Source organism: Microcystis sp. T1-4, assembly GCF_000297435.1.
Classification (GTDB): Bacteria; Cyanobacteriota; Cyanobacteriia; order Cyanobacteriales; family Microcystaceae; genus Microcystis.
Genome location: NZ_CAIP01000170.1, coordinates 1 through 12,283 on the forward strand (window position 1 = coordinate 1; position 12,283 = coordinate 12,283).

The window sequence follows — 12,283 nt, forward strand, 5'->3', positions numbered from 1 at the left end:
CGCCCTAATTAGGTGGGTTAAACTAAGTTAACCCACCGGGATCATTGCGTTTATTTTTAAGGTAAAATCAAAAAACTTCCCTGACAGAAAAGAGTTTGAGCGTCGAGAATAAAAGATTTAATCTCCACATCTTTGCCTAAATCGACAGTAAAAGGTTGCAAATCCATAGATAAATCTGGGGCTAAACCTTGCCATTGTCGGGGATTAATCCCTAAAGTGCGAGCATCTTTTAAGGTAATATCAGCGCTAAAAATTACTTCTGCACCTGTTTCTCTATAGCCGAGAAGAGAGAAATAACCCTGATTTAGGAGAACACTTTTCCAGTTAAACTGCTCTGGTGAGATAATTTCTCTGGCGTTAACAACTCCGTTATTTTCTAGGGAAAAAATTAGTAAATCGGCAAAAGCATTAACTAAAATAGTCGAGGCGATCGAATTATTTAAATCCTGCTCGTTAATTTCCACTTCACCGCTAACCCGAATAGGTTCCAAAATTTTTAGGGGTTTCCCTCGCAAAACCTGCCCGATATTAAGACGAATATTTTCCCCTCTTAATTGCGCTTTACCTAGATGTAAACCTTGATAAATCGCTTTTCCTACGGCTAAAAATACCCCGGGGATATAACCGCGCAAAATTTGCCGATCATGACCTTGCAGCTGCATTTCTAAATCTTCTATCTGTTCTACTTGCGTTCTTAAGAACAGACGTACTGCTGGCGGCAAAACCTTGCTAATAATCTCACTTTGAGTATTGACCCACATAAACGTTATCTCACTCACTCCACAATTTTCCTAATTGTAACAGAGCTAGATCGATCGAACCATGAGGGGCTGCCGTCAGCTATCATTTATAGGTAAAAACTTCGCTGGTTTCTTTTCACTGATTACTGATTACTGATCACTTAAAAGCCGCTAATTTTTAGGTTTTTGAGGCGTTGAGGGAATTAAAACGAGGGGAAAGATAGGCGACTAAAATCCCGAGGACAAAACCGATTAAATTGCGGAAAAGGGGCAGTAATTCACTGGTGCGAGTAACTACCGGTCCGATGCCAAAAGCAACAAAGAGGATAAACCAGAGGGGAGAGACAATTAAAACCCATTGCCAAGCGAAAACCTGTCCTTCTTTGCGGGGAATACCAGCAAAACCGAAGACTAAACCGCCGACAATTGAGGTAATTAAAGTTAGGATCCACTGTTCCCTCGGTAAACCGGGGACCACCGCACAACCACCTTTAACTAAACAGCCTTTTACCGTGTCCAAGGATTGTACGATCGCGTTATTTTCGCCATTTTCCCGGACAAAATACATATTACCGAAACGGGCCTGTAATTCGATCCAAAAAGTGCGGGGTAAAAATTCATAGACGGCATCACCAATACTAAAAGATAGTAGATTACCGCCGCGACCATCGGCCACTAGGAGAATACTTTTATCATCCAATCCCCAGAAATTAATCACTGCCCGGCCGGGGCTGCGGTCATATTGGGTTAAAACTCGCATTTTCCAGCCGGTTTCCCCTTGAAATGTCTCGATATCTCGGATTAATGCCTCTTCCTGTTTTGCGGGTAGATAATTGGCTAAATCAACGATCGGAGTGGCTTGATTGGGCAGTAATTCGGGATTATTTACCGCTAGAGCTTGATCCGGGCAGATAATCCAACCCAGACAGCTAATGACACCAATGACAAGAGCGATCGAGATTCCTCGGCAAAAACGATTGAGCATAGCACTTCTAGACAATGAGAATTTTTTCAGCAAGGGTGTAGGCTAACTTTCAGTTTCTTTACACTTATTTACTTTATCTTAAGGGAATTCTCAACTTTAGTCACTCAGTTATCAGGAGTCGGTCATCAGGATTCAGGAGTTGAGAGTTGGGGTTTGAGGGTTTTGGGGTATTAGTTGAGATTCCCCTATCTCCCCACTCCCCCATTTCCCAATTTCCCACTTCCCACTTCATAATTCCCCATCTCCTTAACTGCGTTTCCAAGTATTCCAAGCGACTTTAAAACCGATCAAGAGGCGACGGCTGCCACGATCGAGCTTGCTAAGACCAGCTTTAGCATTACCGAGACTGCGATCGACTCCTTGGACAACTTGGCGGGTACTTTTGACCCCTTCATCGATATTGTCGGTTAATTCACTGATTTCCGCCCCTGTCAGGCGAATTGCTTCTAGAGTCGGGGGAAATTCCCGATGCAGGGTATCGAATAATTTTTCGGCACTGCGGGCTGCCCGGGCTAACTCTTGCAGGGCAGGTAAAGCGGCGATGAAAACCGCCGTTAAACTAACGGCGACTAAAAGTAAAGAACATCCTAGCCAGAAAATAGGTTCGGTCATTTAATGGTCATTCGAGTGATGATTATCGCCCTGGGGGGATTCTTGCGAGTCGGGGAAGGGATTGTCCGTGGCTAGACTTTGACTAGCTTCGATTCCGGCAGTCACCGCCTCTTTTAATCTAATTAAAGTATCATCCCAATTACGCCTGGCTGATTCCGATAGGCGATCGGCCTGCAATTGCACCGTCGTGGTCAGATCTTCGGCTAATTCTGGCAACGCGCGAGCGGATTTTCGCAGAATTCGACGGGTTTCTTTTCCAGATCTGGGCGCTACTAATAAACCCGCCACTGCCCCGATCGCACTGCCCACTAAAACCCCGACGACAAATAAGCCGCCGTTACCGTTATTTTTATCTGCCATAGGATTGCCCTTGTACTTAATTCCCAATTTTACGAGCAATTACACTTCTCTTGTGCAGTTTCTTCGGCAAAATTTTGACCTGTTGCTCTTGGCCAGCAGCAACAGACCTAAAAGGGATAAATTGAGAAAAAACTAGCGATCGGGAAAAACCTGATTTTATTGCCGACTTTGAGCCAATAAGGGAGTGAAAAAGAAGAACCTCTGGGAGTCTTGCCGTGTTTCGACCCCAAAGGTTCCTCTTATGCTGAACTTATACTCCTCACACAAGACTTATAATACACACCATCTGCTGTTTTTGTCAAGAGGGTTACGAAATTTTTTCCACAGACCTCTAGCCAAATTAATTTTCTAGGGCTGGTAGGTGCTGCTGCCAGGGACAGCTATCATTATCAACTATTACCTTCAAGCCATGTTTTTAAATCTCGTTCTGGTTTGGCCACATTAAATAAATGTAAACCAAAATCCTCTGAAATATCTTGACAAATTTTCACTCCTCTGATGCTGTTGCCTTTTTCATCTAAAAGGGGGGAAAAAGTGCCAATTCCCAAGTGATGGGGAACTACTGCCGTAATGCCGCCCCCGACACCGCTTTTTGCTGGTAATCCTACCCGATAGGCCCATTCTCCTGAAGCGTCGTACATTCCACAGGTAAGCATAACACTGATCACATCTTGAACGTAGTGTTCATCGATCGCCCGTATTCCTGTGATGGGGTTGACACCGCCATTAGCCAAGGTAGCAGCCATCAGGGCTAAATCGTGAGCATGGACGAGAATGGCACATTGTTGACAGTAAAGATCGAGGGTTTCTTCAATTTTATCGCTAACCATGCCAAAATTTAGCATCAGATAAGCCATGGCCCGATTGCGATTGCCGGTGGATTTTTCCGAGAGAAAAACGGGGACATTAATCTCGTGATCCCTACCCGTATAGCGTTTAAACATTTCTAAAATACGTTTTAGCCTTTCGGTGGCATTCTGTCCGGTGATTAAATCCGTGGTAGCGATCGCACCAGCATTAACCATAGGATTATAGGGACGATTGGTTTTTTCATCGAGAATAATCGAGTTAAAAGCTTCTCCGGTGGGTTCAACACCGACTTTACTATTAACGTATTCCCGTCCGTGATCTTCTAGGGCCAATCCAAAGACAAAAGCTTTAGAAATTGATTGTACTGTAAAGGTTTGCTGACAGTCTCCCACCTCAAAAATCTGACCATCAGTGCTAATTACCGAAATACCAAACCATTCTGGAGCTGCTAGGGCTAATTCCGGAATATAATCGGCGATATGACCCGTCTGTAAATCAGAGTATTTTGCGTGAAGATAGTTAAGATAGTTCCGAAAAGGATAGACTAACTCTTGCTCGGAATTGACGGGACTAATAAAATCTTTTGGGGAGACCATAGGGGAGTATAAGCTGTTAAGTATTAAATTGCTGGTTGAGATGAGGCAAGAGGTAACAGTAAAGGGATTGGGGGGTAAAGGGGGGCGGGAGAGAGGAGGAAGGCCATGAATAGAGAAGGTATTAGATTAACTGCCGTAATTTTGCTTGTAAAGTCTTTTTGCCGAATTTAGTTAGAGTTTGTTGACGCAACCATTGCGGGTGACAACGTGGATCGTGACCTGGCAAAATTTCTAAACAAGCTTGGGCCAGCTTTTCGGCATCTCGATAAGGAATGCGCCACCCCACCAAACCATCCTGCAGCGGCTCCGCCGAACCGTCCTCATCTCCAGAAATCACGGTAATACCGCAGGCCATCGCTTCTAGGTAAACAATCCCGAGTCCTTCCTGGGAGGACATAACGTAAGCATCGGCCAAACGATAATGGTCGGCTAATTCCTCCTTGGGGACAAAACCCGCAAAAATTACCTGTTTATCCACTCCTAACTGCTTGGTTAAAGCTTCTAACCTTGGGCGATCGTCCCCTCGTCCGATGACTAGATATTTTACTTCGGGATAAGTCTCTAGAATTGTCGGCAGGGCCCGAATGGTAAGATCCACCCCTTTATAGATATACCCCGACCACAACCGGGCCACTGTTAATAAAACTTTGGCATTTTGTCTATCATATTTTTTGATTAATGTCAAGGACTTTTTGCCTAAATTAAACTTTTCTTCATCCACCACACAGGGGAGAATTGCTACTTTTTTGGGATCGATCGCGTTAGCCTGACACATAAGATCGCGAGTGTAACGGCTAATTGTCCAGATTGATGCAGCCGCTTGCAGGGCCTGTTTTTGCGAATTTGGTAAAGGTTCCCAGACTTCATTGCCGTAGGTGAGGACGGTGTAGGGTATGCCTAAAGCTTGACAGTAAAGACGGGTGAGGGGGGCTAAATTTATATGACCACAAAAAACCCTTTGGGGAGGTTTCTGGAGGAGAGAAACCAGAAATTTAAGGGCTAATTGGATGCGTCTGAGAGTTGCTGACTTATTTTTCAGGTAATGAAAGGTAATACCTTGATTTTTGAAAGGATTAGGACAATCAGAGGCATCCCGCAGTAAAAAAACCTCGGCCGCCTCAGAATCGGGTAAAGTGAGATAAGCTGGCAGAACATCCTTGATAGAGGATTGAATACCGCTTTCTTGGGCAAAAATCTCTAAAAATAGGAAGATATGAGGCAGCATAGAACGTCCGTGTCAAAAAGTTTTGGGTTTGGCCGAAAAATTTTCCCCGATCTCTTATCTGTACTATCGCACTTTCTTGATCTATTTCGATCGTCCCCCAAGTAATACATCCTAACCGCTAACAGTCCGAAAAAGAACAATCTAGTCGATCTTCTTGCGTTTAACTGCCAGAATAAGGGTAATTTCGATGCTGATAGCTAAAATAACTGATATTAGTCAGTTTAGCTGATGATGCTGCCAGGGCGATAGATAGGAAGTGAAGGACGGGGAAATAGTCAGAATTTTCCCGGATGCCAAAGATAAACCCATTTCTTTGTCCCCGGTGTCATCGGAGAATCTTCTCTTTTTAACGCTAGATATTTTCAGGAATTACTAGGGACAAAAAAATTAGGCTCTCCCAGGTTTGGTGGGTAAAATGTATTCTAGGATACAGTCCTGCTGGCGAGTGAGTGGAACGAACCACAAAGACACAAAGGACACAAAGATTGATCGATCATATTGTAAGTTAAACTGATCACACAGAACCTAGAAGAGCCAAAATTAAAGTTCCTCAACTGCCCTAGCAAAGGTTACAAATGCTCCCAGAACAGTTAAGCTTATTTTAATCTCTATAATTGCTTTTATGGCTCATTTGACTGCTGAAAGACTGAATTTAACCACAAAAATCGCCTATGGTGCGGGGGATTTGGGACCGGCTATCACTGCCAATATCTCGGTATTTTACCTGCTATTTTTCCTGACTGATGTGGCAGGATTATCAGCAGGATTAGCTGGTAGTGTGCTGATGGTGGTGAGAATTTTCGACGCTATTAACGATCCGATCATTGGTATGTGGAGCGATCAAACTCGTACTATCTGGGGTCGTCGCTTACCATGGATGTTATTGGGGTCGATTCCTTTCGGAATTAGTTATTTTTTACTGTGGTTAATCCCGACTAATAACCAATTATGGCTATTTTTATATTATATTTTTATCGGCATTATCTTTAATTTAACCTATACAGTAGTCAATCTTCCTTACCAGGCACTCACCCCTGAATTAACTTATGATTATAATGAGAGAACCCGTTTAAATAGTTTTCGTTTTGCCTTTTCAATCGGAGGTAGCATTCTCTCATTAATTCTCTATATTATCGTCTCATCGTCCTATGCCAACGATCTCCATCAAGCTTTTTTATTGTTAGGTGTAGTTTGTGCTTTAATCTCGGTTTTAGCAGTTATTTGGTGCGCTTTAGTTTTGCAAGAACGAGGAGCAAAAGCGATTCTCAATTCTCCTCAGAAAAAAGTTTTGTCAATTGCTTTTATAGTTATCGGTGCGCTTTCCTTGGTCTATGGAGTAGGAAAAATTGGGTTAAATCCGAGAGACTTTATCGCTACTTCCACAATTTTATTAGGAATACAAGGGATAGTTTTGGGGTTAACCCTTTACTATGGCAAAACTGAAAATCATCTCAGGGATGGTGCGGCAATTAAACAGAGAGAAGCTGCTAATAATACTGAAACTATTCCCCTGAAAGAACAATTAAAAATAGTTTTTGGTAATCGTCCCTTTTTATACGTTATTGGCATCTATCTTTGTGCTTGGTTAGGAGTACAATTAACCGCCTCGATTTTGGTTTACTACGTCGTCAGTTACATGAGACTATCGGAAGCAGAATCGGGTTTAGTCGCTTTAGCGGTACAGGGAACAGCTTTAGTGATGTTATTTTTCTGGCAAGCAGTTAGTCAGAAATTAGACAAAAAAATAGTCTATTTTGTAGGGATGACATTTTGGATTATTGCCCAAATTGGTTTATTTTTGCTCCAACCAGGACAAATAACTTTAATGTATGCTTTGGCAGTTTTGGCGGGATTTGGCGTATCTGTGGCCTATTTAATTCCTTGGTCAATGGTTCCTGATGTGATTGAATTGGACGAATTAAAAACAGGAAAACGTCGAGAAGGTATTTTTTATGCTTTCATGGTACTTTTACAAAAAATTGGTTTAGCTTTGGGGTTATTTCTTGTCGGTATTGCTCTAGAAACATCGGGGTTTAAACCGAGAATCGTAGGAGAAGCAATTCCCCTGCAGCCAGATAGTGCTTTAATGGCGATTCGTCTAGCAATTGCTCCTTTACCGGCATTTTTTCTGATCATTAGCTTAATTATTGCCTATTTTTATCCAATTACTCGCCAAGTTCACGCCGAAATTTTAGACCAATTAGCAACAAGAAGACAAGAGGAAAAGTAAACATCCAGTTAAACCCCGTAATTTTTCTTCTTCAGGTTCCCATCGTTTTGTAAATTATCAAGACAAAGTTATTGACTTATTGACTCCTGTGTGTGACGAAAACCCGAACATAAAATATCCCGCAGGATGCGAGATTAACGCAGCTAAAATTAAAGCCTACTTATAGGATAACAACTTCTCGGCTAAAATCGATAAATTTAAACTATTTAAAATACGGGTTTTTATCGGTCTTTTTTCATTCCAAAATATCAAGGAGTAATAAAATTCTCTGCCTAGGGAAGAATTGAGAAGCTGTAAGGTTTTTTGAGCGGTATCTAAATCATCGAAGCTTAAGAAGTAAACAGTATCATCGAAAATAACGGGTTGATTTTGATAGGGTAATATCAGGTTAAAATTCAGTTTTTTATAAAGTCCAGAAATGGCGATTTTAAAAGGAGAGAAGCTGTAAGAACCCACCCCAAATATGCAAAAGTCTGGCTGATTTTGATAAATTTTGCTCTTTCTGTCTAGAAAATAATTTTTATGATTAACTAAATATTGCCAAGTTTTTGGTGCTATATCGCGTATATTTTCTGTAGATTCACCGATAAACTTCTGAGTTACCAAAATGTATTTATTGATAACTTTTAGGCGATTTTGTGCCACATCTGAACCTTTCAGAAGAGGATAAAGATAGGTGGGTTCAAGATCAACGACTTCCTTTAAACCATTGACAAAAATTCCATTAACTAACTGCAATTCCATTACTTTTGAGCAATCATGTTTAATTCCTGAACGCCATTTTTCTTGAGGATGCTTATGATATAAATATTTTAATCTAGTAAAAGCATTTAAATCTCTGACTAGGATATTATTTTGATAACCAATGCGCTGAAATTCCCCTTCTTCAAAACTATTGAAAACATCACAAAAGTAATTTTCTGAATGAGCATCAAATTGACAAAATAGAAGACAAGCATCTACATTTGCTTGAAAATATTTTTGAGTGTTGATCGGATAAATTGCCGAGTAAACGAGATGAATTTTGTGAGTATAGATATAGTTTAAAATTTTTCTAGATACGGTCGTTTTACAGATAATTGCCAGATAAGCTGAACGTCGATCAAGACATTCGATGAGCTTAATTAACATCCACTCTGAAATATCAAAATTACTTTTTCCCGTGATGGCATCTAAACCATGATATCCTTGAAAGTTGCTTTTTTGAGGTAAATTTTTTCCGTTAATAAGTCCCTGTTTTGAGTTGGTTATCCAAGGCAGATTCCCCAGGAATAAAATATTTTCTGTCCATGGTTGAGTCAGGGAATACCAGTCACAATCAAAAAAATTCTTCTGTTGAACTTGTATTCTTTGATCTTGGCATATTTGCCGATCTTGATTAATCTGAGTGATATAATTAGGATTAATTTCAAAGCCAAGAATTTTTTTAGTTTCTTTAAAGGTAAGTGAGGCCGCTTTTAAAAAGTTACCTATACCACAAGTTGGCTCAATAATAACATCGGGGTTAACATGAATTTGCCATAATTTTTGACAAATTTTTTCGGTTAACTCCGGGGGAGTTTGAAAGTCTCCATATTCAATTTTAACCTGAGAAGCTTGCATGACTAATTCTCTCTATAAATGGCTATTAATCCTTCTTCTTGACCGGCAAGATCGATTACCCTAGTATATTGTAATCTCCATTGTAAGGCATTAGAAATAGTTAAAAAACCTTGCCCCGGGGGATGAACAAGAATTTCATCAGCTATATTGGCTGCTTCCATTTCATCAACAGGTAAGTTTTTATCTAAAATAAAAGCAATTAAATCATCTTTGTTTCCCTGATTGTTTAAGATATTGCGGATACCACGAGTCATCTGGAAATCGGCTGTTCTTTCGGCACTGACAAAAATTGTCCTGATAATTCTTAAACTGGCAGTACGATTTAGGCTATCATCTAACTTTTCATAAACAAAAATAATTAAGGAATATCCCAAGCCAAAAATTTTTTGTCTTGCAGATTTAAAAGGACAAGATGATTGAGGTTGTTTCATGCTTGTTACTTTGATATCTACTAACAAATCGGGAAAATCAATCCCACTAGCTGAATTACCGTCAAGAAAATTATATTTTTCCTTTAGATATAGTTTAAACTTTTGTTCTAAGTAAGTTCCGATCGCTTTACCATCTGTAACACCGTAGAGTGAAGATTCTTGATGTTGAGATTCCAAAGCTGAGAAGACAGCTGCCTCGTCACATAACAATTCTTGGGTCAATCTTGCCATAGATAATACGGGGTTTAAATCAACTCTAGCAGAAAAATTTATCTAAGTAACTAAGCAAAATTAATATCGAATCTGTTTTGACTTTGTGTTCTTTGTGTCTCTGTGGTTAATCCCGAACCCTTCTGGGATAAAGATTTAACCGGACTAAACCAAGAGAGCCTATTTATTTTTGACTGCGAGTAAAAATTTCTTCAAACCAATTAATAGCTCGATTTGCCAAAGCTTCTAGGGAATATTTTTGCTCCACTACTGCACGACAAGAATATCGATCGATCCGGTCTAAATTTTTAATTCCCGTAACTAATCCCTCGATACTATCGGGTTCAACTAAAAAACCAGTTTTTCCCTCTTCAATAATTTCTACCGGACCACCGCGACGATAGGCAACTACGGGAACACCACAGGCTAAAGCTTCAATAGCCACGTTACCAAAAGCCTCAACCCAGCGCGGGGTCATCAACAGGCCAAAACAGTCGCCTAGCTCTTTTTGTAGGCTCTCAGTCGGCAAAAACCCGCGATAATCGACTAAATCGAAACTATAGTTATCCTGTAAATTTTGCCAGTAGAGAGGATCGGAAATATGACCGAAAACGCGTAAAGGGACACCTAACTGTTGACAAGCAGCGATCGCATCTTCTAAAGCTTTTTCCGGGGCAATCCGTCCCACCCAGGCTAGACAGGGGAAGGGATCGGTGCGAAACTGATACAAAGATACGTCTAAACCATTAGCCAAACAGCGATAGGGGGGAGAGAGGGAGAAAGTTGCTGCTTGGGTGACGGTGTGAAAAGCGAGTAAATGGGGAAAACTGCGGTAGGTTTTTTGAATAATATGATCCATCGCCAAAGAAACGGAAGCCATGCTGACTAAATGGGCGACGGGAGTGGCAAAAAAAGGAGTGAGATAAAAAGGGAGCCAATCGTAGGCAAAATTAACAATTAAATCGTACTGATTGTGTACTTGTTGGGCGTAGTGCCACATATTGGCCAAAACGGCATTTTCGGGCATTAAAATCGGAGCTTGCCGGCCTTGACTTTGGGCGGAAATCTGGCCATTGCCCGCTATAGTGATTAAGGGAATATCGTGCAATTGGGAGGATTCTGGGGCCACTACCCGCACCAGATAGCCTTGCCTGGTCAGAGTGCGAGCGAGATTCTCAATAGTTAATTCTACGCCACCGCCGCCCCCCGAACCCAGAAATCCCACAGGGGTGGAGAGAAATAACAGTTTTCGACTCAATTTTGCACCTCAGTGGGTGTGGTTTCAGTGAAGGAAGTATCCTGTACGTCATCATCTTCCGGTTCACCGGTGGTTTCTAGGGGAGCAATATCTAAACGGGGAGCTAATTGCAGATTTAACTGTCTAATTGCCCAGCGTGCTGTTTCTTGCACTTCCTCATCAGAATCATCGAGGGCATGACAAATTAATTGACTGATCTGAGACATGATATCGTAGAGTCTGGTTAAATCCCGAATAGCATTTTTCCGCACCTGGGGATTTTTATCCTGGAGAGAGATAGCCAAAGCTTGGTTCATCGGTCGCAGGGAGCGGGTACAGATTTGAGCGAGGGCTTCTAGGGTTAAACTGCGTTCGTAGGAATCCCCATCCACCATACTATCGACTAAAGGCTGCATTGCCCTAGAATCGGACATCTGTGCCAGTTTCCAAACCGCCCGCCTACGGGTACGGGGATCCTCATCGCGGAGACTTTCAATTAAACTCAGGATTAAGTCTGCGTTCGGGATCCGGGAGGTAGCTTGTACGGGCAAAGAAGGCTCGAAATCATCTTCCCAATTGTCATTAATCTCACTGCTGGTTTTGGTGTCCGTATCGAGGGAATTGCCATTGCCCCTAAAAAAGTTGTCGAGTGGGTTTGTAGGACTGACGTAAGTGGTTTTTTTGCGGCGTTTTGAGGCTTTGCCCTTGGGACGGTATTGAAAGAAAAGCGATAGTAAAACTCCCAATAAAGCGATGGATAATAGGGCCGAGCCAGCAATTAATGGTATCGGTGAAGTCTCATTTTTGGCGGTAGCGTCGGTAGCCGTGGCGGTTTGACCTAAATACTTCTGCATATTAGCGATCGCATTTTGAGCAAATGTATCGTTCGGACGTTGTGCCAGAGCTTGTTGAAATTTTTCTAGGGCGAGTTGGTAATTTTTTTGGGCTGTGGCTTCGTAACCAGCTTTCATCCACTGATCGTAAGTGGCCACAGTCTGAGGTCTCTCTAACCTAGGCGGAGTTTGAGCGTTAGCCTTGGGTAAAACCTGGAAATCATGACCCCAAATGCTCACACCAATAGCTAACAACAATGGGAAATTGGGTTTGATCATAGAATTAATGTAACTGTTTAGGGGGGGGGTAAAAGTTATGATAGCCTAAAAGCCATAAATCAAAAGCACTGAACTCCAGAGATAGGTCATAGACTGGGATGATTGGGAAAAGCTCCCGGTGAGCGTGGCGCGA

General features: G+C 41.7%; 11 protein-coding genes. 1 reads left to right on the top strand and 10 read right to left on the bottom strand.

What is annotated here, in order from left to right; genetic code table 11:
• Positions 1–56 precede the first annotated feature (56 nt).
• From MICAI_RS10150 to MICAI_RS10175, 6 genes are all read right to left on the bottom strand, one after another.
• Positions 57–761, bottom strand: a complete 705-nt coding sequence (locus MICAI_RS10150) for an LmeA family phospholipid-binding protein (RefSeq protein WP_008201265.1) — start codon at positions 759–761, stop codon at positions 57–59.
• A gap of 157 nt (positions 762–918) precedes the next feature.
• Positions 919–1,725: a TPM domain-containing protein gene (locus tag MICAI_RS10155; protein ID WP_008201267.1), complete on the bottom strand. Its 807-nt coding sequence runs from the start codon at positions 1,723–1,725 to the stop codon at positions 919–921.
• A gap of 246 nt (positions 1,726–1,971) precedes the next feature.
• On the bottom strand, positions 1,972–2,337 hold the full coding sequence (locus MICAI_RS10160) for a hypothetical protein (RefSeq protein WP_008201269.1): 366 nt from the start codon (positions 2,335–2,337) through the stop codon (positions 1,972–1,974).
• Complete coding sequence (locus MICAI_RS10165; protein ID WP_008201271.1) at positions 2,338–2,697, bottom strand: YtxH domain-containing protein; 360 nt, start codon at positions 2,695–2,697, stop codon at positions 2,338–2,340.
• A gap of 389 nt (positions 2,698–3,086) precedes the next feature.
• Positions 3,087–4,103, bottom strand: a complete 1,017-nt coding sequence (glsA, locus tag MICAI_RS10170; RefSeq protein WP_008201273.1) for a glutaminase A — start codon at positions 4,101–4,103, stop codon at positions 3,087–3,089.
• A 121-nt stretch (positions 4,104–4,224) separates the two neighbouring features.
• Positions 4,225–5,328, bottom strand: coding sequence for a glycosyltransferase family 4 protein (locus tag MICAI_RS10175; protein WP_008201275.1), 1,104 nt, complete (start codon positions 5,326–5,328; stop codon positions 4,225–4,227).
• 622 nt (positions 5,329–5,950) lie between these two features.
• Between MICAI_RS10175 and MICAI_RS10180 the strand changes: the two genes are divergently transcribed.
• Complete coding sequence (locus MICAI_RS10180) at positions 5,951–7,558, top strand: MFS transporter (protein WP_008201277.1); 1,608 nt, start codon at positions 5,951–5,953, stop codon at positions 7,556–7,558.
• A 156-nt stretch (positions 7,559–7,714) separates the two neighbouring features.
• On the opposite strand, the gene MICAI_RS10185 is transcribed toward MICAI_RS10180, so the two are convergent.
• The 4 genes from MICAI_RS10185 to MICAI_RS10200 form a co-directional block, all read right to left on the bottom strand.
• Positions 7,715–9,160, bottom strand: coding sequence for a hypothetical protein (locus MICAI_RS10185; RefSeq protein WP_008201280.1), 1,446 nt, complete (start codon positions 9,158–9,160; stop codon positions 7,715–7,717).
• Positions 9,161–9,162: 2 nt separating this feature from the next.
• Entirely contained in the window at positions 9,163–9,822 is a 660-nt protein-coding gene (locus tag MICAI_RS10190; RefSeq protein ID WP_008201282.1) for a hypothetical protein, read from the bottom strand.
• A 163-nt stretch (positions 9,823–9,985) separates the two neighbouring features.
• Positions 9,986–11,059: a glycosyltransferase gene (locus MICAI_RS10195; RefSeq protein WP_008201284.1), complete on the bottom strand. Its 1,074-nt coding sequence runs from the start codon at positions 11,057–11,059 to the stop codon at positions 9,986–9,988.
• Positions 11,056–12,150 (bottom strand): HEAT repeat domain-containing protein, encoded by a 1,095-nt coding sequence (locus MICAI_RS10200; RefSeq protein WP_008201286.1) that lies wholly within the window; start codon positions 12,148–12,150, stop codon positions 11,056–11,058. Before MICAI_RS10200 ends, MICAI_RS10195 begins: the two co-directional genes overlap by 4 nt.
• Between the last annotated feature and the right edge of the window lie 133 nt (positions 12,151–12,283).

Bases quoted from the DNA above. Each gene is read 5' to 3' on its own strand.
- MICAI_RS10155 (WP_008201267.1), bottom strand. From the start codon at position 1,725: ATGCTCAATCGTTTTTGCCGAGGAATCTCGATCGCTCTTGTCATTGGT.
- MICAI_RS10200 (WP_008201286.1), bottom strand. From the start codon at position 12,150: ATGATCAAACCCAATTTCCCATTGTTGTTAGCTATTGGTGTGAGCATT.
- MICAI_RS10150 (WP_008201265.1), bottom strand. From the start codon at position 761: ATGTGGGTCAATACTCAAAGTGAGATTATTAGCAAGGTTTTGCCGCCA.
- MICAI_RS10165 (WP_008201271.1), bottom strand. From the start codon at position 2,697: ATGGCAGATAAAAATAACGGTAACGGCGGCTTATTTGTCGTCGGGGTT.
- MICAI_RS10185 (WP_008201280.1), bottom strand. From the start codon at position 9,160: ATGCAAGCTTCTCAGGTTAAAATTGAATATGGAGACTTTCAAACTCCC.
- glsA (WP_008201273.1), bottom strand. From the start codon at position 4,103: ATGGTCTCCCCAAAAGATTTTATTAGTCCCGTCAATTCCGAGCAAGAG.
- MICAI_RS10175 (WP_008201275.1), bottom strand. From the start codon at position 5,328: ATGCTGCCTCATATCTTCCTATTTTTAGAGATTTTTGCCCAAGAAAGC.
- MICAI_RS10180 (WP_008201277.1), top strand. From the start codon at position 5,951: ATGGCTCATTTGACTGCTGAAAGACTGAATTTAACCACAAAAATCGCC.
- MICAI_RS10190 (WP_008201282.1), bottom strand. From the start codon at position 9,822: ATGGCAAGATTGACCCAAGAATTGTTATGTGACGAGGCAGCTGTCTTC.
- MICAI_RS10160 (WP_008201269.1), bottom strand. From the start codon at position 2,337: ATGACCGAACCTATTTTCTGGCTAGGATGTTCTTTACTTTTAGTCGCC.